Annotated in this window: 17 protein-coding genes; 9 read left to right on the top strand and 8 right to left on the bottom strand. The window is 71.1% G+C overall.

All coding sequences use genetic code 11. The features are described from left to right. Positions 1 to 8: 8 nt before the first annotated feature. Positions 9 to 1571: an MFS transporter gene (locus tag FPZ41_RS12185; RefSeq protein ID WP_152861944.1), complete on the bottom strand. Its 1563-nt coding sequence runs from the start codon at positions 1569 to 1571 to the stop codon at positions 9 to 11. A 137-nt stretch (positions 1572 to 1708) separates the two neighbouring features. Here FPZ41_RS12185 and FPZ41_RS12180 point away from each other — a divergent pair, with 137 nt between their 5' ends. Continuing rightward, positions 1709 to 2293 carry a TetR/AcrR family transcriptional regulator gene (locus FPZ41_RS12180; protein WP_152861942.1) on the top strand — a complete coding sequence of 195 codons (585 nt, stop codon included), beginning with the start codon at positions 1709 to 1711 and terminating at the stop codon, positions 2291 to 2293. Here FPZ41_RS12180 and FPZ41_RS12175 read toward each other — a convergent pair. From FPZ41_RS12175 to FPZ41_RS12155, 5 genes are all read right to left on the bottom strand, one after another. Beyond that, entirely contained in the window at positions 2247 to 2972 is a 726-nt protein-coding gene (locus tag FPZ41_RS12175) for an ATP-binding cassette domain-containing protein (RefSeq protein WP_152861940.1), read from the bottom strand. The genes FPZ41_RS12180 and FPZ41_RS12175 overlap by 47 nt on opposite strands. Beyond that, positions 2969 to 3976 (bottom strand): ABC transporter ATP-binding protein, encoded by a 1008-nt coding sequence (locus tag FPZ41_RS12170; RefSeq protein WP_152861938.1) that lies wholly within the window; start codon positions 3974 to 3976, stop codon positions 2969 to 2971. The genes FPZ41_RS12175 and FPZ41_RS12170 overlap by 4 nt, the downstream gene beginning before the upstream one ends. Further along, positions 3966 to 5750 (bottom strand): ABC transporter permease subunit, encoded by a 1785-nt coding sequence (locus tag FPZ41_RS12165; RefSeq protein WP_322620132.1) that lies wholly within the window; start codon positions 5748 to 5750, stop codon positions 3966 to 3968. Before FPZ41_RS12165 ends, FPZ41_RS12170 begins: the two co-directional genes overlap by 11 nt. 44 nt (positions 5751 to 5794) lie before the next feature. Further along, positions 5795 to 7291, bottom strand: a complete 1497-nt coding sequence (locus FPZ41_RS12160) for an ABC transporter substrate-binding protein (RefSeq protein WP_322620131.1) — start codon at positions 7289 to 7291, stop codon at positions 5795 to 5797. A 111-nt stretch (positions 7292 to 7402) separates the two neighbouring features. Continuing rightward, complete coding sequence (locus tag FPZ41_RS12155) at positions 7403 to 8611, bottom strand: PucR family transcriptional regulator (protein ID WP_152861936.1); 1209 nt, start codon at positions 8609 to 8611, stop codon at positions 7403 to 7405. Between the two features lie 162 nt (positions 8612 to 8773). Between FPZ41_RS12155 and FPZ41_RS12150 the strand changes: the two genes are divergently transcribed. From FPZ41_RS12150 to FPZ41_RS12140, 3 genes are all read left to right on the top strand, one after another. Next, a complete protein-coding gene (locus FPZ41_RS12150; protein ID WP_322620130.1) occupies positions 8774 to 9700 on the top strand; it encodes a proline dehydrogenase family protein in 927 nt (308 codons plus the stop codon). Between the two features lie 242 nt (positions 9701 to 9942). Continuing rightward, positions 9943 to 11574 carry an L-glutamate gamma-semialdehyde dehydrogenase gene (gene pruA, locus FPZ41_RS12145; protein ID WP_152861932.1) on the top strand — a complete coding sequence of 544 codons (1632 nt, stop codon included), beginning with the start codon at positions 9943 to 9945 and terminating at the stop codon, positions 11572 to 11574. Between the two features lie 21 nt (positions 11575 to 11595). Then, entirely contained in the window at positions 11596 to 12465 is an 870-nt protein-coding gene (locus FPZ41_RS12140; protein WP_152861930.1) for an alpha/beta fold hydrolase, read from the top strand. A gap of 24 nt (positions 12466 to 12489) precedes the next feature. Here FPZ41_RS12140 and FPZ41_RS12135 read toward each other — a convergent pair whose 3' ends face one another. Further along, positions 12490 to 14418: a glycoside hydrolase family 97 catalytic domain-containing protein gene (locus FPZ41_RS12135; protein ID WP_152861928.1), complete on the bottom strand. Its 1929-nt coding sequence runs from the start codon at positions 14416 to 14418 to the stop codon at positions 12490 to 12492. A gap of 347 nt (positions 14419 to 14765) precedes the next feature. On the opposite strand from FPZ41_RS12135, the gene FPZ41_RS49455 reads away from it, so the two are divergent. Then, positions 14766 to 14897: a hypothetical protein gene (locus FPZ41_RS49455; protein WP_131558315.1), complete on the top strand. Its 132-nt coding sequence runs from the start codon at positions 14766 to 14768 to the stop codon at positions 14895 to 14897. An 87-nt stretch (positions 14898 to 14984) separates the two neighbouring features. Here FPZ41_RS49455 and FPZ41_RS12125 read toward each other — a convergent pair whose 3' ends face one another. Then, positions 14985 to 16550 (bottom strand): purple acid phosphatase family protein, encoded by a 1566-nt coding sequence (locus FPZ41_RS12125; RefSeq protein ID WP_152861926.1) that lies wholly within the window; start codon positions 16548 to 16550, stop codon positions 14985 to 14987. Positions 16551 to 16693: 143 nt separating this feature from the next. On the opposite strand from FPZ41_RS12125, the gene FPZ41_RS12120 reads away from it, so the two are divergent. The 4 genes from FPZ41_RS12120 to cimA all read left to right on the top strand — a co-directional run bounded on the left by FPZ41_RS12120 (position 16694) and on the right by cimA (position 22642). Then, positions 16694 to 17737, top strand: a complete 1044-nt coding sequence (locus FPZ41_RS12120) for a 3-isopropylmalate dehydrogenase (protein ID WP_152861924.1) — start codon at positions 16694 to 16696, stop codon at positions 17735 to 17737. A gap of 264 nt (positions 17738 to 18001) precedes the next feature. After that, on the top strand, positions 18002 to 19090 hold the full coding sequence (locus FPZ41_RS12115) for a branched-chain amino acid aminotransferase (RefSeq protein WP_152861922.1): 1089 nt from the start codon (positions 18002 to 18004) through the stop codon (positions 19088 to 19090). A 410-nt stretch (positions 19091 to 19500) separates the two neighbouring features. Then, positions 19501 to 20733, top strand: coding sequence for a TolB-like translocation protein (locus tag FPZ41_RS12110; protein WP_152861920.1), 1233 nt, complete (start codon positions 19501 to 19503; stop codon positions 20731 to 20733). Positions 20734 to 21037: 304 nt separating this feature from the next. Continuing rightward, entirely contained in the window at positions 21038 to 22642 is a 1605-nt protein-coding gene (gene cimA / locus FPZ41_RS12100) for a citramalate synthase (RefSeq protein ID WP_152861918.1), read from the top strand. Positions 22643 to 22789 lie beyond the last annotated feature (147 nt).

Below are 22789 nucleotides of genomic sequence, written 5' to 3'. Positions count from 1 at the left end.
GCGGTTGGTCAGACGGCTGCTGTCTCGGCTGCCTTCTCGCGCTCAGCCGCCTCCGCCGCGGGCACCCGCACTCCGCGCAGCACCACCGCGCCCGCGACCGCCGCGCCGAGCAGGACCACCGCCCCCGCGATCGCCGCGCCGTGCATCCCGCTGGTGAACGCCTCCCGGGCGGCGGCTGCCAGGGCGTCCCCTGCGCGCCCCGGCAGCTGCTCGGCCACGGCGAGGGCGCCGCCGAGGGTTTCGCGGGCGGGTTCGGCCGCCGACGCGGGCATCTCGTGGTGGTAGATCGCGGTACCGATGGAGCCGAGCGTCGCCATGCTCAGGGCGCCGCCGAACTCGGCGGAGGTCTCCACGAGGGACGAGGCGCTGCCCGCGTTCTCGACGGGCGCCGCGCTGATGGCCAGGTCGGCCAGCTGGGCGGTGGTGGCGATGACCCCGGAGGCCAGGACACCGGACGCGACGAGCACCAGCCACAGCGAGTCCGTGCCGGCGAGGGCCAGCAGACCGTAACCGCACGCAGCGGTCGCGAAGCCGCCGGCCACGACGTAGGCGCGAGCCATGCCCCGCTGCACCAGATGGGCCGAGACCGGCCCCGCGAAACCGATGAACACCGAGGGCAGCAGCGCCCACAGCGCGGCCTCCAGCGCCTCCTTGCCGAGGACCGACTGGACGTACTGGGTGGTGAAGTACGCCGAGCCCATCATCCCGAAGATCGCGACCAGGTTCAGGGCCACGGCCGGGGTGAAGCCCCGGCCGTGGAACAGCCGCGGCGGGATCATCGGAGCGGCCGCGGTGCGCTGGCGGTGGACGAACAGCGCCGCGAAGAGCAGGCCCACCGTCACCGACACCACATACCGCACGTTCCAGCCCTCGGCGGCCAGCTCCTTCAGGCCGTAGATCACCGGCAGGACCGCCACCATCGACAGCGGCACGCTCAGCAGGTCGAAGCGGCCGGGGTCCGGGTTCTTCGACTCGGGGAGCAGAATCGGGCCGAGGGCCAGCAGCAACGCCATCGCGGGCAGGTTGACCAGGAAGACCGAGCCCCACCAGAAGAACTCGACCAGCACACCGCTCATCACCGACCCCAGGGCGACGCCCGCCGTCATCACACCGGACCAGAGTCCGATCGCCTTCGTCCGCTGGCCCGGGTCGGTGAACATCGTGCGCACCAGCGCCATCGTCGACGGCATCAGGGTCGCCCCGCCGATGCCGAGAACCGCGCGGGCCGCGATCAGGGTCTCGGCGCTGTGCGCGTACGCGGCCACCAGGGAGGCGGCGCCGAACGCGACCGCGCCGATCAGCAGCAGCCGACGGCGGCCGATGCGGTCACCGAGCGAGCCCATCGTCATCAGCAGACCGGCCAGCACGAAAGCGTAGATGTCGAAGATCCACAACAGCTGGGTGCCGCTCGGCTCCAGGTCCGCGCTGATCGCGGGGATCGTGAAGTAGAGAACCGAGACGTCCATCGAGACCAGTAGCAGCGGAAGCATCAGCACGGCGAGCGCGGTCCACTCGCGGCGGCCGGCACGGGTGGGGTGCTCCGGGCCCGCGCTTGTCGGGTTCGTAGTCATGCCGAGGAATGTACAAGCGTGTTAAACGCTTGTCTAGAACGAGCGTATGAGACGTTCGTGTAGTGCATGTGTCCAGTACGCTCGTTTAAGCCAGGCGTCTAAGACGGTTGTCTGTATTCGGCGGTAGGCTGGCCGGTATGGGACACCGTGAGGATCTGCTCGAAGGCGCCAAGCGCTGCCTGCTGGAGAAGGGCTTCCTGCGCACGACCGCGCGCGACATCGTCAAGGCGTCGGGGACGAACCTGGCGTCGATCGGCTACCACTACGGCTCGAAGGACGCGCTGCTGGCGCAGGCGTACGTGGCCATGGTCGAGGAGGTCTCGGACGCCTTCGAGGGCGGTGGGGCGATCGAGAGCAGTTCCGCGCCCGGCTCGGTCGAGCGGTTCCGGGAGGTGTGGTCGAACATCGTCGACACCATGCGGGAGCCCGGCTCGCAGTGGCGCCTCAGTATGGAGATCCTGGCCATGGGGGACCAACTGCCCGAGGTGCGCGAGCATCTGGCGCGGGCCCAGCGGGAGGGGGCGCGCGGCATTGTCACGCTCTTCATGGGCGGGCATGAGGAGGATGTCACGGACAGGACCACGGACACCCTCGGCAGCTTCTACACGACCCTGCTGATGGGCCTCGTCGCACAGTGGACCTTCGACCCCGAGAGCGCGCCCGACGCCGACGCGCTCACCGAGGGCCTGCTCCAGGTGATGGAGGCCGCCAAGCAGGCGTGACCTCGGCGACGCGCCCGTCCCGCAACTCGATCGCCCGGTCCGCGAAGTGCCGTACGACGGACCGGTCGTGACAGATGAACAGGTACGCGAGCCCCAGCTCGTCCTGGAGGTCCGCGAGCAGGTTGAGGACTCCGGCGCGGACGGACGGGTCGAGCGCCGAGACCGGTTCGTCGAGGACGAGGAGGCGGGGCTCGGACGCCAGCGCGCGGGCGATTCCGGCGCGTTGGCACTGGCCGCCGGAGAGTTCGTACGGGAAGCGGTCGCCGTACGCCGGGTCCAGGCCTACCCGGTCGAGGAGTTCGGCGACCCGGGCCGGGCCCGCCGCGTCCCAGCGGCCCTGGACGCGCAGGGGTTCCGCCACCGCGTCGCGGATGCGGTGGCGGGGGCTGAGGGAGCCGTACGGGTCCTGGAAGACCGGCTGCATCCGGGGGCGGACAGGACGCAGTTCGCGTTCGGTCAGGCGCGTCAACTCCCGGCCCTCGAAGCGTACTTCACCCGCATCCGGGCGGCGTAGCTGCAGGACCGCCGTGACCGTGGACGACTTGCCGCAGCCGGACGGGCCGTTCAGCGCGAGCGTCTCGCCCGCGTCCAGGGTGAAGGAGACGCGGTCCACGGCGGTGACCGTGCCGTAGCGGACCACCAGGTCACGAACGTCGAGGAGGGGCTGGTTCGGGCTCATGCTCGCTGCTCCTGGAACAACTCGGCCGCCGGGTACGGGACGTCGTCCCAGCGATGACAGGAGACCTCGTGGCCGTCGTCCACCTGCCACGGCTGCGGCTCCTCACGACGGCAGCGGTCCTCCGCGAGAGGGCAGCGCGGTGCGAAGGCGCAGCCGGGCGGAAGGGCGTCGGGGACGGGCGGGACGCCGGGGATGGTGGGGAGGCGCCGGCGGACACCCGCGCGGGCCGGTTCGCCTGGTGCGCCCGGTTCACCGGAGGGCAGCGACGCCAGCAGTCCCGCCGTGTACGGCGCCCTGGGGCGGTCCAGTACCCGCGCCGCCGGGCCCTGTTCGACCTGGCGGCCCGCGTACATGACGAGCACACGGTCGGCGTGCTCCCGGACCACCGCAAGATCGTGCGTGATCAGCACGAGTGCGGCGCCGACGGCCTCGCGCTGCTCGCCGAGGACCCGCAGCACCTGCTCCTGGAGCTCCGCGTCCAGCGCGGTCGTCGGCTCGTCGGCGACCACCACGTCCGGTTCGTTGACGGTCGCCATGGCGATGACGGCGCGCTGGCGCATGCCGCCGGAGTACTCGTGCGGGTACGCGCGCGCCTTGCGTACGGCGTCGGGGATGCCCACACGGTCGAGTGCGGCGACCGCGCGGGCGCGGGCCTCCTTACGGGAGACGCGGGCCACCGACCGTACGGCGGCGGCGAGTTGGTCGCCCACGGGATGCACGGGGGAGAGTGCGGAGAGGGCGTCCTGGGGGACGAGCGCGATACGGCTCCCGCGCTGGGCGCCGCCTCGCGTGTCCCCGCGCAGGCGCACCGAACCGCTCGCCGTCGCGCCCCGTGGCAGCATCCCGAGCAGTGCGCGTGCCGTGAGGGACTTGCCCGCGCCCGACTCGCCGACCAGGGCGAGCACTTCGCGCGGCCGGACGTCGAAGGACAGACCGCGCACGGCCTCCACCCCCGCGAAGGCGATGCGCAGCCCACGCACCGACAGCAACACCTCAGACTCCAATGGGGGTCTCCTCCTTACGGGCCCGGGCCCGGGTCCGGGCGCGGGCCCCGGCGGCTTTACGCGCGTTCCGTGCTTTCCGTGCGTTCCGTCCCGAACGACTCCTCGCGCCCTGCTCCGCGTATGCCGCCGTCGACACCGCGAGCCCCGCCAGCAGGGCGAGGGCGACCGCCGGGGCCAGGGCCGCCCACGGGGCGCGTTCCACATAGGCGCGCGACTCGTCGAGCAGCAACCCCCACTCGGGGGTGGGCGGTTGGGCGCCCAGGCCCAGGAAGCCCAGGGAGGCGAGGGCGAGGGCGATGCCGGGGAGACGGAGGAGTGCGTGGCGGGTGACGGGACCGGCCACGGAGGGCAGGACGTGCCGGGTCAGGATCCACACAGGGCTTGCCCCGATGGCCCGTTGGGCGGTCAGGAACGTCGATGCGCGGACCTCCTGGACCAGGGCCGCCGCGTGCGCCGCCAGCGCGGGCCAGGAGAGGAGGGCCACCGCGAGGGCCGCGCCGCCCGTGCCGGGGCCGACGACCGCCGCGACCAGGATGCCCGCGATCACCGGTGGCAGCGCGTTGGCGATGTCCGAGGCGCCGGACGCCACGGACGGCAGGAAGCCGAGGGCGAGGGAGAGCACCAGACCCGCCAGGCAGACCGCGGCCGCCGTGCCGATCGTGGAGGCCGCGCCGTGCCCCAGCCGGGCCAGCACGTCCCGCCCGAGCCCGTCCGTACCGAGGGGGTACGCCCAGGACGGCGCCCGGAGCCTGGCCGTCGTGTCCACGGCGTACGGGTCGCGCAGCAGCCCCCAGCCGACCGCCGTCAGCAGCACCGCCGCGAGCGCCACCGGAACGGCCGGGTGGGAGCGGACCGGGCGGGCCGTGGGCAGGGTCAGTCCCGCGTCCCGCAGCGCCGGGCCGAGCAGCCGGCGCCGTACGAGTGCCACGAGCGCACCCGTGACCAGCCCGAGCGCGAGCAGCGCCAGGACCGACCCCTGGAGCAGCGGCAGGTCCTGCGACTTGGCCGCGCCCAGTGCCGTACGCCCGATGCCGGGCACCGCGAACACTGTCTCCACGGCGACCGCGCCCCCCGTCAGCCCGACGGCCGCCATTCCGAACTGCGGGAGCAGGGGCGGCAGTACGCGCCGCAGGGCCGCCGCCGCGACGCGCACGCCGCTCACCCCGGCACCCCGCCACAGCTCCACCCAGCGCTCCTCCAGCACGGCGGGCAGCGCGTCCGCGACCAGGCGGCCGAGCAGACCGCCCGCCGGCACGCCGAGCGCGATGGCGGGAAGCACCATGTACTGCGGGCCCTGCCAGCCGGACGTCGGCAGCAGGCCCAGCCACACCCCGCACACCAGCAGCGCCACGGTGGCCAGCAGGAACTCGGGCACGGCGGCGAGCATCGCGGCGAACGCCCCGGCCGACCCCCGTCCTCGTCCGAGGACGGGCGCCACGAGCGCGCACGCCAGCAGCACCGCGATCCCGAAGGCGGCGGCCATGAGGCCGAGCGACACCTGGAGGCCGGACACCACGGAGGGGAGCACGTCCGTGCCCGACACCCATGATGTGCCGAGGTCGCCGCGCGGCAGTCCCAGCGTCCAGCTCCCCAGCAGGGACAGGGGGCCCGCGTCCAGGCCGAGGTCGGCGCGGACCGCGGCCAGGGCCTCCGGGGTGGCCTCCTGCTCGGCCGACCGCGCCCGCAGCACGGTCAGCGCGGGATCCCTGCCGGAGAGCCATGGCAGCAGGCCGACGGCCGTCACGACGGCGGCGAGGCAGACGAGACGGGTCACCCCGGCCGGGCCGGTCCATCTCCTTACGGCGCTTACGGTGAGCCTCACTTGACGTAGGTGCCGGCCGTGACCAGCTCGCGCTCGCGCGGGTCGTGGGCCGCGCCCGTGACCCCGGCGGCGTCCCCCTGGATCACGCGTTCGTGCAGCATCGGCACCGCCGCGTCGGTGGCGAGCACGGCGGCCTCGGCCTCGATGACCGCCTTCCGGCGCGCCTCGCCGGCCTTGGACTTCGAGGCCTTGTCCAGGGCGGCGTCGACCGACTTCTCGGCGAGCTGGGAGATGTTGAACGAACCGTCGGAGCCGAAGTCGCTGTAGAGGTACGCGGCCGGGTCGCCGGAGTCGAGGACGGTCGCCCGGGAGAGGACGAACGCGTCGAACTCGCCCGCCAGCGCGTCGGACTCGATGTTGGCGTACTCGCGGATCTCCAGCTTCACCCTGAACCCGGCCTTCTGGAGCTGCTGTTGCAGCGCGGCCGCGACCTCGGGCAGCTCGGCCCGGTCCGTGAACGTGCCGATGGTGACGGACCTGCCGGACGGGTCACCGGCCTCGGCCCGCCGCACCGGCGACCGCAGGTCGGCGGCCCACGGGAGCGCCGGTCCGAGCAGCCCCTCGGCGACATCCGCCCGTCCCTCGTACACGCCCTCGACGATCGACGTCGCGTCGACGGCCTCACGGGCCGCCGCCCGGAGACCGGCGTCCTTGAAGACGCCCTTCACGGTGTTCAGATACAGGGTGTTGGTGCGGGGCATCGGAACCTCGGTGATCAGGTCCTGGTCGAGCACCGCGGCCTGGGAGACGGGGACGGCCTCGACGATGTCGGCCTCGCCGCTGCGCAGGGCGGCGGCACGCGCGGTGCCGTCGGGCACGAACTTCACATCGATTCCCGGGGACTTGGCCCTGCCGCCCCAGTAGTCGTCGTAGCGGTCGAGGGTGGCCGAGGACGTGCCGTTCACCTTGGTCAGCTCGAAGGGGCCGGTGCCCGCGCCGACCGGGTTCACCGTCTTCCCCGCGTACGCCCTCGCCGCCAGGACCGCCAGCTGCGGCGAGCTGAGGCGCTGCGGGACGAGCGGGTCCTCGGCGGCTGTGGTGACGGTGACGTGGCCGTCCTCGGCCTTCGCGGTGAGCTCGACACCGTCGAGGATGCGGGGCTTGGGGGAGGCGCCGGCCGCCCTGGTCAGGGAGCGGACGACGGCCTCGGGGGTGAGTTCGGTGCCGTCGTGGAACGTCACCCCGTCACGTATCTCGAACGTCCAGGTCCGCCCGCTCTGCCGCCATCCGGTGGCCAGCGCGGGCTCGGCGTCGCCCTGGGCGTCCAGCTTCACCAGCGTCTCGGCCGTCGACCAGCGCGACAGCTTGAACGCGTCGTCGGAGAGCGGGGACAGGCCCGAACGCGGGGGCTGCATCATGGCGAGCCGTATGCGCTTGCCGTCGCCCTTCGCCGACGGCCCGGCGGACGGATCCGCGTCGGCGAAGCATCCGGTGAGCAGGGCGGAGGCCGCGGAGAGAGCCGCGACGGGAAGCAGACGGGCGGGCAGGCGCACGGGACCCTCCGGGCAAAGGGGTGGTAGGGAGTGAGTGCGCCGACCGTAGCATGATGATAATCGTTTTCAATAATGTGGGTCGTGTCGTACGGAGCTCCGCGGCGGTGCGCCTCAGAGGCGATGCGCCTTGAGGGTCATGTGGAGCAGCAGGCGGTCCTCGCCGTCGTCCAGGTCCAGGCCCGTGAGCTGTTCCACGCGGGAGAGCCGGTAGTACAGCGTCTGCCGGTGGATGCCCAACTCGGCTGCCGTGCGGCCCGCTTGGCCCGCGCAGTCCAGGAACACCTCTGCCGTGCGGACGAGTTCCTGGTGGGTGTCGGTCAACAGTCCGCGTACGGAAGGGTCCTGGACCGCCTCGGGTGGCAGCGTGGTGAGCAGTCGGTACGGGCCGATCGCGCTCCATTCGGCGACCGGTCCCAGCCGGGGCTCCGCCAGTGCGGCACGGGCCGCCCCCGACGCCTCCTGCCACGCGGTGCCCAGCTCGGCCAGCCCGGAGCGGGCACCCGCGACGCCGGCCGCCGCGTTCGCCCCGGCTCGCTCCAGCAGCCGGGCCGCCGCGGTCCGCGCCGGCTGCGGCAGGTCCGCCGAGCGCAGCCGCACCAGCAGCGCCAGGCTCTGCGCGGCGGCGCCCCACGGCACCGTGCACAGGGCGGTCGCCCCCGGCACCGCTCGAACGGACGGCGCGTCGGACGGGTCGGCGGACGGCCAGGGCGCCACGCAAACGACGGTGTGCAGGCCGACCGCGCGCGGGCCAAGCGCCGTGCGGAGCTCTCCCACCGCCATGTCCTGCTGCCAGCCGGGCTCCGCCGTGAGGGCCGCGCGCAGCTCACGCGTCAGGTCCGCGCCCGCCTGGGCCTCGTCCGCCAGCAGGGCGCCGATCCGGGAGGTCACCTCCATGGCGGCGGAGAGCTGGGCGTCGGTGGGCCCCGGCTCGCCCTCCAGCAGCCAGACGTACCCGAGGACCACACCCCGGTGCCGGACGGGAAGGCAGATGCGCCCCCGGTACACCCCCGCCTCCGGAGTGGGCGGGATCCGTACCGGACCTGTCGCCCGGGTGATGCCGAAGCCCTCGAACCACTCCCGTACGGCCGGCGTCGAGCGGCGCGTGAGGATCGAGCGGGTACGCACGGGGTCCAGCGCCGACTCGTCCAGGTCGCCCTCGCTGTCGTACGCCCCGAAGGCGATCAGCTCGAAGTCGCGGTTCTCCAGCGTCGCGGGCAGGCCCAGCAGGCCGGAGATCTCGTCCACCAGCTCCTGATAGTCGCCCCGGCCGCCCGCCCTTCCGGTCCTGAAAACGTCCGTCACCCGGGCATTCTCCCGCATTCCGCGAGCCCTTCATACATCTGTCTGAGATCCAGGGCACGGATGCGTGACAGCTGTCGATGGCCGAGGATCGGAGGGATCCTTAGGTTTCACGGTGGTTCTCCGTGCCGTACCCGGCTGGTCGGGTCACGGCCTTCCGCTGGTCCTTTGTGGAGGTGCCCCGTGCTGGGTCCCGTGATTCTCGCCGCGTCGCGCAGCGACCGGATGCGCCGGATGGTCTCGGCGGCTCCGGTGACGAAGTCGGTGGTCGACCGTTTCATCCCCGGTGAGACGGTGGACGAGGTCGTGCCCGTCATCGAGGACCTCACCGGCAAGGGCCTGGACGTGACCATGGACGTGGTCGGTGAGGACATCACCACCGCCGAGCAGGCCGAGGCCGCCCGCGACGCGTACCTGGAGCTGGTCGAGAGGCTGGGAGACCTCGGGCTCGGGACGCGGGCCGAGATGTCGGTCAAGCTCTCGATGTTCGGCCAGGCACTGCCCCACGGCCACGAGCTGGCCCTCGCCAACGTCCGCCCCGTCGTCGAGGCCGCCGCCGCCATCGGGACCACGGTCACGCTGGACGCGGAGGACCACACCACCCTCGACTCGATGTTCGCGATCCACGACGAGCTGAGGAAGGACTTCCCGCAGACCGGGTGCGTGATCCAGGCGTACCTGTACCGCACCGAGGAGGACGCCCGCCGCCTCGCCGCGAGCGGCAGCCGCGTACGCCTCGTGAAGGGCGCGTACAAGGAGCCCGCCGCGGTCGCGTACCAGCGGAAGCACGAGATCGACAAGGCGTACGTGCGTGTCCTGAAGGTCCTGATGGAGGGCTCGGGGTACCCGATGATCGGGTCCCACGACCCGCGCCTCATCTCCATCGCACAGGAGCTGGCCCACCGCGCCGCGCGCAAGCCGGACGAGTACGAGTTCCAGATGCTGTACGGGATCAGGAGCGAGGAGCACCTCCGGCTCGCCGCCGACGGCCACCGCATGCGTGTGTACACCGCGTACGGCACCGACTGGTACGGGTACTTCATGCGGCGGCTCGCGGAGAAGCCGGCGAATCTGCGGTTTTTCCTGCGCTCGATGGTCAGCAAAGGGTGAGCGGCAGCTGTCGGCACCCGGGTGCATCCTGGGTACCGACAGCTACCGCCCACCGGCCGGCTGAGCCGACCCGGTTCCGCACCACAAGGAGTACGGAACTTGTGACTCCGCCCCTGTGGGGACTTCTCACTCGCTCGCCGCAGCGGGTTCGTGACGGTCAAGCCCTGACCGCCGCCCAAGATACGCAGACGACTTTGGCTCCCTCCAGCCGAAGTCAGGGATTCACCCGGAAGAGGTAGCTCATGGATGCTGTGACCCAGGTCCCCACCCCCGTCAACGAGCCGGTGCACGGCTACGCCCCCGGCTCGCCCGAGCGAGCCCGGCTGGAGGCCAGGCTCAAGGAGCTGTCCGAGAACCCCGTCGACCTGCCCTGCACCATCGGCGGCGAGAAGCGGCTCGGCGGCGGCGAGCGCTTCGACGTCGTCCAGCCGCACAACCACAAGGCCGTACTCGGCAGCTACCGGAACGCGACCCGGCAGGACGCGCGGGACGCGATCGACGCGGCCCTCGCCGCCGCGCCCGCCTGGCGCGCCATGTCCTTCGACGACCGTGCCGCGATCATCCTGCGCGCCGCCGAACTGCTGTCCGGACCGTGGCGCGAGACGCTGGCCGCCTCCACCATGCTCGGCCAGTCGAAGACCGCCCAGCAGGCCGAGATCGACTGCCCCTGCGAGCTGGTCGACTTCTGGCGCTTCAACGTGAAGTACGCCCGCGACCTGCTCGCCGAGCAGCCGGTCGCCAACTCCCCGGGCGTCTGGAACCGTCTCGACCACCGCCCGCTGGAGGGCTTCGTCTACGCGATCACCCCCTTCAACTTCAGCGCGATCGCCGGCAACCTGCCCACCGCGCCCGCCCTGATGGGCAACGTGGTCGTGTGGAAGCCGTCGCCGACCCAGACCCACGCCGCCGTGCTGCTCATGCAGCTTCTGGAGGAGGCCGGTCTGCCCAAGGGCGTCATCAACCTCGTCACCGGCGACGGCATCGAGGTCTCCGAGGTCGCCCTGGAACACCGCGACCTCGCGGGCATCCACTTCACCGGCTCGACGAAGACCTTCCAGTACCTGTGGAAGACCGTCGGCAGCAACATCGAGAAGTACCGCTCCTACCCGCGCATCGTCGGTGAGACCGGCGGCAAGGACTTCCTGGTCGCCCACCCGAGCGCCGACCGCGCGGTGCTGAAGACCGCCCTGACCCGGGGCGCCTTCGAGTACCAGGGCCAGAAGTGCAGCGCGACCTCCCGGGCGTACATCCCGGCGTCGATCTGGAACTCCGGCTTCAAGGAGGAGTTCGCCGCCGAGGTCGACGGCCTCACCATGGGCGACGTCACCGACCTGTCCCACTTCATCGGCGCCGTCATCGACGAGCGTGCCTTCGCCAAGAACAAGGCCGCGATCGACCGCGCGAAGACGGACCCGGCCTGCACGGTCGTCGCGGGCGGCTCGTACGACGACTCGGTGGGCTACTTCGTCCGCCCGACCGTCGTCGAGTGCGGTGACCCGGAGAACGAGGTCTTCACCACCGAGTACTTCGGTCCGTTCCTCGCCGTGCACGTCTACGAGGACGACCGGTACGAGGAGATGCTGACCCAGATGGAGTCGGTGGCCGACTACGCCCTCACCGGCTCGGTCATCGCGGGCGACCGCGCGGCCGCCGCGTACACCGCCGAGAAGCTCCGCTACGCGGCCGGCAACTTCTACATCAACGACAAGTCGACGGGTGCCGTCGTCGGCCAGCAGCCCTTCGGCGGCGGCCGCGCCTCGGGCACCAACGACAAGGCGGGCGCCCCGCAGAACCTGATGCGCTGGACGCTCACCCGCGCCATCAAGGAAACGCTGGTTCCGCCGACCGACTACACCTACCCGCACATGGGCTGACATCCCGGCAGACTCTCCACCATGACCTGGACGGAGAGCGGGACGACGCGGACGGTGACCGCCGACGACGGAGTACGGCTGTGGGCGAGCCGTTCGGGCCGTGGCACACCCCTGGTGCTGTGCCACGGCGGCCCCGGACTGTGGGACATGTTCGAGGACGTGGCCGGGCTGCTCGGCGGCCTGGCCACGGTGGTCCGCTGGGACCAGCGCGGCTGCGGACGGTCCGAGCGGTGCGCCGGACCGTGGACGAGCGAGCGGTTCGTGGCGGATCTGGACGCCGTGCGCGCGCACTTCGGACTGGAGCGGACGGCACTGCTCGGCCACTCCTGGGGCGCGCAACTGGCGCTCAGCTACGCGCTCGCCCATCCGGAGCGGGTGAGTGCGCTGGTGTACGTGGCCGGAACGGGCATCGGGCCGGATGCCGACTGGCACGGCGCCTACGAGGAGAACCTCCTCGCCCGGCTCGGCGAACAACCCGAACGGTTCGCCCGCTGGCTTGAGTTGACGGACCGTCCGCAGCGCACCGCCGAGGAGGAACGGCAGCGCGCGGTGCTCCAGTGGACAGCCGAGTTCGAGGACCGCGAGCGGGCTCCGGAACTCGCCGAGCGCATGGCCGACCCGTGGTTCGGCGTCAACGCCGAGTGCAACAAGGCCCTCAACGCCGAGCGGAAGCGGACCTGGGGCACTCCCGAGCTGTACACCGCCTGCCAGGCCCTCGACCTGCCCGTGCTCATTGTCGACGGTGAGCGGGACATCCGGCCGCGCTCGGCCGTCGACTCGCTGGAGCGGGCCCTGCCCCGGGCGCGGCGGGTCATCCTGCCGGACGCGGGCCACCTCCCCTGGGCCGAGGACCCGCAAGGCTTCCGCGAGGCGGTCGCGACGGTGCTCTGAGCCCCGCCGCGACCGCCCCCCGGATCAGCTGTCGCAGGTGGTCCGGCCCTGCCACCAGCGGCACGCCTGCGCCGCGAAGCCGCCGTCCGCGACCACCGGTACGGCGAGGGTGTCGCCGCCCCGGACCACGTGCGGCGTGCGGACGAGCCCCGACGGGCCGTCCGTGACCGTCTCCACCAGCCAGCGGCCCGCACCCAGCCGCAGCGGTACGTCCACGGTCTGTGCCGCGCCCGCGAACGTTCCGCCGATGAACCACCGGCCGTCGGGCGCCTGCCGGGCGAGGACCGCGGAGCGCCCGGGGTCCCCGGTCAGCAGCCGAGTGCGTTCCCAGCGCGCGGGCAGCTGCTCCAGGTAGCGGCGGGCCTCGGGGCGGGCGTCGTACGACTCGGGCGTCCCGGCGAGGTTCTGGATGCCGGACTCGTACAGGACCGTCAGGCCCAGCTCACCCGCGTCGGAGGCCACGTTGGGCCGGTAGGGGCGGTGGAAGGCGCCCGGGGTGAAGTCCATCGAGCCGATGACGTTGCGGGTGAAGGGCAGGGCCGCGAGGTGCTCGGCGGTGTTGGTGCGCTTCTCCTCGCCGCCGATGCCCTCCATGGTCATCACGTGCGGCCAGGTGCGCTGCATGCCCTTCGGGATGGTCGAGCCGTGGAAGTTGACCATCAGACGGTGGCGGGCGGTGGCCTCCAGGGCGTCGTCGTACCAGCGCATGCGCTCCTGGGACTCCGAGTCCATGAAGTCGATCTTGACGCCCGTCACGCCCCAGCGCTCCAGCGTGGACAGCCACTTCTCGCGCTCGACGGGGTCCGTGAGCAGGGTGTAGTGGAGCCAGACCTGGATCTTGACGCCCTTCTTCGCCGCGTACCGCACCAGCTCCGGCATCCAGTTGTTCGTCTGCCAGTCGGGGTCGATGACGTTCCACTCGCCGGGCTTGTAGTACCAGCCCGCGTCCACGACCTCGTACGGCCAGCCGCGCTCGGCCGCGTAGTCGACGTACTTCTTCTGGGCTTCGAGGCTCTGCCCGGCCTCCCTGCCGCCCGCGAGCCAGGTCCACAGGGCCGGACCGGGCTTGATCCAGGAGGTGTCGCGGACGCGGGAGGGCGGGGCCAGGTCGTCGACGAAGGTGGACTCGGTGACGGTCGCCAGGTCGCCGGTGATGACCGCCCGCCAGGGTGTGGTGAGCCCGGCGCCGTCGGACACCTGGACCGGTTCGTCGTTCCAGAGTGCCACCTTGTACGTCGAGGAGCCCGCCTCGTGCGTCAACTGGGCACCCGCGTAGCTGCCGTCGACGTCCGACTCGGCGATCAGTGCCGGGCCGCCGGGGGTGTTGAAGAGGGCCTGCATCATGTAGCGGCCCGTCGCCGGCTCCGTCGCGGACGCGTACCGGGAGAAGAGCAGCTCGTTGTCGGCGCGGTACCCGCCGATGACCGCGTCCGTGCCCGTGGGCAGGGTGAACGCGGAGGCCTCGCGCAGGACGTCGCCCTCGTCGCGGGGGAGTACGTAGCGGTAGGCGACGCCGTCCCGGGCCACCCGGGTCACCAGGTCGACGCGGGCGCCGTCCGCCGTACGGAACCGGAAGCGGGACTCGGTCATGCGGACGACGCGCCGCTCCGACTTGCCCGACGTGCTGGTGTAACTCCCGGCCACCGTACGGTCGGTGCGGCCGGTGAAGGTCAGCTCCTTGGAGAAGTCGGCCCGCTCGGTGACCAGGCCGACCGGCGAGGGTTCGAGAACCGTACGGTCGCCGCGTCTGACGGCGAGCGTGGGCCGGCCGTCGGCCGGGTCGAGCGCCACGACGGCGGTGGGGGAGCCGGGCGGCCCCGCCACCTCCCAGGACTGTGCCTGTGCCGTGGGGTCGGCGTGGGCGGGGGGCATCGCCACCGCGGTGGCGAGGAGCGCGGAACAGAGCGTCAACACGATGGTGCGCGGCCTTAACAGGGCCGGTATGGCGGGCATGCGGCTCTCCCTGTCGCAGTCATCCGATGACTGTGAGAGTGGAGGCGGTAAATGGGGCTGTCAAGGAGTCGTGCAGCTATATACATCGGATAACTGCGGAGAACTGCACGATGTGATCCACTGCACTGTCTCAGATAGTAGGAAGGCCAAGTATTTGTGGAGACAAGCGACCCCTCGTCGCTTACTTTTGTAGAAGCCGAACGTCTCGCTCGACCCAGCGAATGGCGGTCGTGAGCCGGAGCCCGAAGGCAGGCAATCCCTGCGGCACCGCTCCCCGCCCCATCCGGCGACTGTCTCGTAACCCCTCTTTCCGCACTCCCGGATGACCTCGAAGGAGTCGATTCCGCATGGCCGAGACGACCGCCCGCCGCCGAGTCCGCCGCCACACCCGTACGAGCGAGTCCGACCGCAAGAACGCCGCCGCCGCGCTCCAGCGCGCCCTCGACCGCAGGGACAACGGCGGAGCGACCGGACACTGATGCCGAGCGCCACCGCACACCAGTCACCACCACACCCCAGCCGGGAGCCGCGCCCGCACGAGGTGCGGCGCGGCCGTGGGTCCCGACTCACTTGCCGCGCCGCACCTCGAAATGATCGATGCGCTCGCCCTTGTGGGTGAGCGCCGACACCTTGAGCCGGGCGGGCCCGGTGCCCTTGCCGGGCTCCGCCTCCACCGAGAGGAACGAGTACCCGGTGTAGCGCACGCGCGACCACTCCACGGTCTCGTCCTTCCGCTGACGCGACCTGGTCCAGACGAAGGACTCGATGGACTCGCGTCCCCTGATGTGCCCCTCGTAGCTGTCCTTGACGTCCGGGTCGAAGCCGTAGAGGGTCTTGCCGCCGCCGCCCGCGGTGACGTACACGATCCCGTCCCGTTCCGGATTCGTCGACGCACCGATCGGTAGGGGCTTGCCGACCTCGCCGTTCTTGATGGCGTCCGTCCGCTCGTACGCATGGTTGTGGCCGTTGATCACCAGGTCCACCTGGTGATCAACGAACAGCGGTAGCCAGTCGGCGCGCAGCCCGCCGTCGGACGCGTGCTTCGACGTCGAGTACATGCAGTGGTGGAAGAAGACGACGATGAAGTCGACCGAGTCCTCCGCCCGCAACTCCTTCAGCGTCCGGCTCAGCCATGCCGTCTGCTCGCCGTCCGTGTAGCCGAAGTTGGCGGGAATCTCGTACGAGACGTCGTTCGCGTCCAGGGCCACCACGCCGACGTTGCCGTACGTGAACGCGTACACGCCCGGCGCCTTCCGCGGGTCGAATCCGCTTTCGGGTAGTGAGAAGCGGGCCAGTTGCCCGCCGTACCCGTCCGGCGAGTACCAGGCCTCCATGTCGTGGTTGCCGGTCGTCACCAACCACGGCACCGACTTCGCCACCGGCTCGGTCTGCTTGAGGAACGCGTCCCAGGTCGATGGGTTGAACAGGTCCGACTTCTCGCCATGGCCGGTGTTGTTCGCGTAGCAGATGTCGCCCGCGTGCAGGTGGAACGCCGGGTCCTGACGCAGCAGCACCTTGTCGTTCTCGATCGCCTCCTTGCTGACGCCCTGGTCGCCGAAGGCGGTGAAGACGAACCTCTCCGGGCTCGCGGGCGCCGTACGGAACGAGGCGATGGTCGACCGGTGGCGCGGCGAAGCCGGGTCGAAGCCGTCGTGGCCGACGCCGTAGTAGTACGTCGTGCCGGGCTGCAGGCCGTCCAGGGCCGCGTGCACGTAGTACTGCTCGTACCGCGGGCGTCCCCCCAGCTCCGGGGTGACCAGATCGCGGACCTCGGCCTCGATCTTCCGGCTCAGGTCGTCGGGCCGGGAGCCCACACGGATGAACGGCTTCCTGACCGCGAACGGCACCTGCCAGGAGATCCGCATCTGCGTCTTCGGGTCGGCGCCGAAGGAGAGATGGCGGCCGAAGGGGGCGACGACGGAACCGTGCACCCGCTCCGTCGCGGTCGCGGACGAGCGGTCCGCCGTCGGTGTCCGCGATCCCGAGCAGCCGGTCAGCAGCCCGCCGGCCAGTGCGCTCGCGGTCACCAACGTCCGCCGCCGGGACAGTTTCGTGCGGAGGTACTCGTGCTGTTCCGCCATGCTCATATGGCGCGCGAGCCGTTCTGGAATGCCGAAGTCCGGTGTCTCCATGGTCGAGAACTTCCCAGCAACACCCAACTCAGGGCAAACGCAGGGGTGAACACCAGTCAACGGAATGGCGTAACGGTGACACGATGAGGTCCATATCGCGGACAGCCCGTGTCATCCCATGGGACAAGGAGTACGGTGCCGTCATGTCTCGCAGCATCGATCTCGCAGTGATCCCCGGTGACGGCATCGGCCAGGAAGTCGTGGCCCAGGGACTCAAGGTCCTCTCCGCCGTCCTCCCGCAGGATGTGAAGCTGGAGACCAAGGAGTACGACTTCGGCGCCAGGCGTTACCACGCCACCGGTGAGACCCTCACCGACGCCGACCTCGACGCCCTCAAGCAGCACGACGCCATCCTGCTCGGCGCGATCGGCGACCCGTCGGTGCCGTCCGGTGTCCTGGAGCGCGGCTTCCTGCTCAAGCTCCGCTTCGCCTTCGATCACCACGTCAACCTGCGGCCGAGCAAGCTGCTCCCCGGCGTCGCCACCCCGCTCGCCGGCCAGCCCGAGATCGACTTCGTCGTGGTCCGCGAGGGCACCGAGGGCCCGTACACCGGCAACGGCGGCACCATCCGTAAGGGCACCCCGCACGAGGTCGCCACCGAGGTCTCCGTCAACACGGCCTTCGGTGTCGAGCGCGTGGTCCGGGACGCCTTCGCCCGTGCGCAGGCCCGCCCGCGCAAGAAGCTGGCGCTGATCCACAAGAACAACGTGCTGACGTTCGCCGGTCACCTGTGGACCGATGTCTTCAACCGGGTGGCCGAGGAGTACCCCGAGGTCACCACCGAGTACATGCACGTCGACGCGGCGACGATCTACCTCGTCACGCAGCCCGAGCGCTTTGACGTGATCGTCACCGACAACCTCTTCGGTGACATCGTCACCGACCTCGCCGCGGCCGTCTCCGGCGGCATCGGCGTGGCCGCCTCCGGCAACATCAACCCGAGCGGCGAGTTCCCGTCCATGTTCGAGCCCGTCCACGGCTCGGCGCCGGACATCGCGGGCCAGGGCAAGGCCGACCCGTCGGCCACCGTCCTGTCCGTCGCGCTCCTGCTGCGTCACCTCGGCTACGAGGCCGAGGGCGCCCGTATCGAGGACGCCGTCTCCGCCGACCTCGCCGAGCGCGTGGGCAAGCCCGCCCGCTCCACCGACGAGATCGGCGAGGCGCTCGCCGTACGAGTAACCGGCTGACCTGTCGGGCCACTCACCCTCTGAGTAAGCCGCCGGGTCGCACCCCATGCACCCGGCGGCTTTTCCGTGCCCTCGCCGGGTGTCACCATCAATCCCCTGGGCCATCCCAAGGGCCGCATTCACTCCATTCCTTCCCTGGCCAACCGCTTGCGATAATCGAACGCGGAGCTGCCCAGCGGGGGAATGCTCGGACGTCCTAGCACTGGTCCTCCAGAGCCGTACCGATGCGCGCCCGTCACAACAACCGGTGAAGGACAACGACTCATGACGACGCCCACGATCGAACTCAAGCCCTCGGCCAATCCGCTCTCCGACACCGAGCGCGAGGCGATTCTGGCCAACCCCGGGTTCGGCCGCCACTTCACCGACCACATGGTGACGATCAAGTGGACCGAGGGTCGCGGTTGGCACGACGGCCAGCTCGTGCCGTACGGCCCGCTTTCCCTCGACCCCGCGAACATGACCCTGCACTACGCCCAGGAGATCTTCGAGGGACTCAAGGTCTACCGTCAGCCCGACGGCTCCGTCGCCACCTTCCGCCCCGAGATGAACGCCCGGCGCTTCCAGCGCTCCGCCCACCGTCTCGGCATGCCCGAGCTGCCGGTCGAGACGTTCATCGAGGCCTGCGACGTCCTGGTCCGGCAGGACGAGGCATGGGTGCCCGCGTACGGCGGCGAGGAGTCCCTGTACCTGCGCCCGTTCATGATCGCCACCGAGGTCGGCCTGGGCGTGAGGCCTGCCAACGAGTACCTCTTCCTCGTGATCGCCTCCCCGGCGGGCGTGTACTTCCCGGGCGGCGTCAAGCCGGTCTCCATCTGGCTCTCCGAGGACCGCGTCCGCGCCGTCCCCGGCGGCATGGGCGACGCCAAGACGGGCGGCAACTACGCGGCCTCCCTGCTCGCCCAGGCCGAGGCCGCCGAGAAGGGCTGCGACCAGGTCTGCTACCTCGACGCGGTCGAGCACCAGTGGATCGAGGAACTCGGCGGCATGAACCTGTACTTCGTGTACGGGGACCGGATCATCACGCCCTCGCTGACGGGCTCGATCCTGGAGGGCGTCACCCGCGACTCGCTCCTCACCGTCGCCCGCGACCTCGGCTACACCGCCGAGGAGGGCCGTGTCTCCATCGACCAGTGGCAGCGCGACGCCGAGAACGGCACGCTGACGGAGGTCTTCGCCTGCGGTACCGCCGCGGTCATCACCCCCGTCGGCACGGTCAAGCGCACGGGTGTCGAGTGGCAGCAGACGGGCGGGGAGCCCGGCGAGGTCACCCTCAGGCTCCGCGAGGCGCTGCTCGACATCCAGTGCGGCAGGGCGGAGGACGCCCACGGCTGGATGCACGGGCTCGGCTGACCCCGGCGTGACGGCTGATCCCCACCGGTGACCTTCAGGGCCGCCCCGGACTCCAGGTCCGCGGCGGCCCTGACGTGTACCCGCGTGCCGTCGTACGGCCGCCGTGGTTCGCGGACACCTGATCAGCCGTCCGGGTTGTACGTAAACGAGCGCATTGACCCGGGTCGAGCGGTGCACTTGTATCCCGGTGAGCCCTCGGCGCGGGGCCGGGGGAGAGGACAAGTGGGAGAAGGCAAGGTCGTCGCGTTCGACTCGGCGTCACTCGATCCGGTGGAGGGGGACACCAACGGGGTGTCGGACGTGTTCCAGCGGACATTGCAGTGATGCGGACCGCAACGACCAGGACCGCAATGAACCGGGCCACCACGACCCGGACCGCAATGGCAACGAGAAACCACGGGGGAACAACCATGCACCGGACCAAGCACCGCGCCGCCCTGACGGCCGCCGTCGTCGCGGTCGCCGCCACGGCGGCGCTGACCGGGCCCGCGGCGAGCGCCGCACCCAGGGCCGCGCACACCGAGCCCGTCAGCGTCACGCCCGAGGGCAAGGCAGGTGACCATCCGTCGGGTCCGGCCGTGATCAGCCGCAACGGCCGCTACCTCGCCTTCACCTCCGAGGCCACGGACCTGCTGCCCGGCACCTCGAACGGCGGCATGTTCGTGCGCGACCTGCGCACCGGAAAGACCCGCTGGGCCGGATACGGGGAGGGAGTGTCGGTCAGCGGGGACGTGGTGTCGATCAGCGACGACGGGCGCCGCCTCGTCTTCGTCTCGGCCGACGACGTGTGGCTGCGTGACCTGCGCACGGGCCGGAACACGGCGTTCGGCATCCAGGTCCCCGAGGGATTCACCGGGCAGCCGCGTGAGGTCTCGGCGACACCGAACGGCCGCTACGCGGTCTTCACCCTCCAGGAGATCGACGAGGGCAACGTGGTCTTCCTGCACGACCGGGTGACGGGCACCACCGAGCGGATCAGCCACCCCCGGCCGACCTGGGAGCCCCGGAATGCCTACCAGCCGACGGTCAGCGACGACGGGAGCCGCGTCGTCTACCAGTACAACTACCGCAACGGCCCGCGCGGCGACGACTGGGGCGACATCTGGCTGTACGACCGCGCCACGGCCACCCGCACCCAGATCGACCGCTCCTACGACGGCTCGAAGACGGAGCGGGAGTCGCTGGAGCCGTCCCTCAGCGGCGACGGACGGACGGTCGTCTTCGAGTCCCGGGACACCCATCTGATCCCCGACGACAACGACGGCAGCTGGAACGTGTTCGTGCACGACGTCGCCACCGGCGTCAACCAGCGCCTCCACGCCGCCCACGGCGGACCCCGCGCCGCCCACACCCGCAACCCCGCGGTGAGTGCCGACGGCCGGTACGTCACGTTCAGGTCGGAGGTGGAGGAGCCCGGCAGCCGGTACGGCACGGAGTGGCCCGTCTACGTGCGGGACATGAAGAAGGGCACCACCACCCTGGTCACCCCCGACAGCACCGGCGGCACGGCCACGGCCGACGTCCTCCCGGGCGGTATCGCCGACGGCGCCCGCCGCATCGTGTTCCGGTCCAGCGATCCGGAGCTGATCCCGGCCGGCGACACCAACGACGGCACCGACGTGTTCGTACGCCACCTGCGCTGATCAGCGCAGTGCTCGCATCCTGAGACGGACGGTGAGCACGGGGGCGGGTTGTGCCAGAATGCCCCCGTGCTCTCGTTCGCCATGATTATTGGCAGCAGGCGCGCCGGTCCGCAGTGACCGCCACGTACGACAACGTACGGGCGGACACCGTCGTCCTCGACCCGCGCGCAGACCTCTCGCACCCGCGAGAGGTTTTTCGTTTTCCTGGCCCACCACCAGCCGGGAGGGGAGCGCGAGGGATCCTTGGGGGATGGCGGAACCGGTCATTCCGGTAGACCGAGATCCAGTACAGGAGCCGAAAGCGATGACCAAAACCAGCGAGCTCGACGATTCCTTCCACGTCTTCGACACCACCCTGCGCGACGGCGCGCAGCGGGAGGGAATCAACCTCACCGTCGCGGACAAGCTGGCCATCGCGCGGCACCTGGACGACTTCGGCGTGGGCTTCATCGAGGGTGGCTGGCCCGGCGCCAACCCGCGCGACACCGAGTTCTTCGCCCGTGCCCAGCAGGAGATCGACTTCCGTCACGCGCAGTTGGTCGCCTTCGGCGCGACCCGCCGCGCGGGCGGCAAGGCGAGCGAGGACCCGCAGGTCAAGGCGCTGCTCGCCTCCGGCGCCCCCGTCATCACCCTGGTTGCCAAGGCCCACGACCGGCATGTGGAACTGGCCCTGCGCACCACGCTGGAGGAGAACCTGGAGATGGTGCGGGACACCGTCTCCCACCTCCGCTCCCAGGGCCGCAGGGTCTTCGTCGACTGCGAGCACTTCTTCGACGGCTACCGCGCGAACCCCGAGTACGCGAAGGAGGTCGTCCGTACGGCCTCGGAGGCCGGCGCCGACGTCGTCGTCCTGTGCGACACCAACGGCGGCATGCTCCCCGCCCAGGTGCAGGCCGTCGTCGCCACCGTCCTCGCCGACACCGGTGCCCGCCTCGGCATCCACGCCCAGGACGACACGGGCTGCGCGGTGGCGAACACGCTGGCCGCGGTGGACGCGGGCGCGACCCACGTACAGTGCACGGCCAACGGCTACGGCGAGCGCGTCGGCAACTCCAACCTCTTCCCGGTCGTCGCGGCATTGGAGCTGAAGTACGGCAAGAAGGTCCTCCCCGAGGGCAGGCTGCGCGAGATGACGCGGATCTCGCACGCCATCGCCGAGGTCGTGAACCTCACGCCCTCCACGCACCAGCCGTACGTGGGCGTCTCGGCCTTCGCGCACAAGGCCGGACTGCACGCCTCCGCCATCAAGGTCGACCCCGACCTGTACCAGCACATCGACCCCGAACTGGTCGGCAACACCATGCGCATGCTGGTCTCCGACATGGCCGGACGCGCCTCCATCGAGCTCAAGGGCAAGGAACTCGGCATCGACCTGGGCGGCGACCGCGAGCTGGTCGGCCGGGTCGTGGAGCGGGTCAAGGAGCGCGAGCTGGCCGGCTACACGTACGAGGCCGCGGACGCCTCGTTCGAACTCCTGCTCCGCGAGGAGGTGGCGGGCAAGCCCCTGCGTTACTTCCGCACGGAGTCCTGGCGCGCCATCGTCGAGGACCGCCCCGACGGCAGCCACGCCAACGAGGCCACGGTCAAGCTGTGGGCCAAGAGCGAGCGCATCGTCGCCACCGCGGAGGGCAACGGCCCGGTGAACGCCCTCGACCGCGCCCTCCGGGTCGCCCTGGAGAAGATCTACCCGCAGCTCGCCAAGCTCGAGCTCGTCGACTACAAGGTCCGCATCCTCGAGGGCAAGCACGGCACGAACTCCACGACCCGGGTGCTCATCTCCACGTCCGACGGCACGGGGGAGTGGTCCACGGTGGGCGTCGCCGACAACGTGATCGCCGCGTCCTGGGCGGCCCTGGAGGACGCGTACACCTACGGCCTGCTGCGGGCCGGGGTGGAACCGGCGGAGTAACCCCCGCCGACCTCACGAGCCGGGCTCCCCGAAGGCTGAGCGCCCAGTCCCGGGGAGCCCGGTCGGCCCTGGGCCCTGTCATCGGACTGGAGTCCGACGACAGGGCCTAGAACCCTCCGCCGAAGTCCCCGCCGCCCCCGAAGTCGC

The sequence above is a fragment of the Streptomyces acidicola genome (genome assembly GCF_009377235.1).
GTDB classification, from domain to species: Bacteria; Actinomycetota; Actinomycetes; order Streptomycetales; family Streptomycetaceae; genus Streptomyces; species Streptomyces acidicola.
This window is presented reverse-complemented; position numbering and strand designations above follow the sequence as displayed.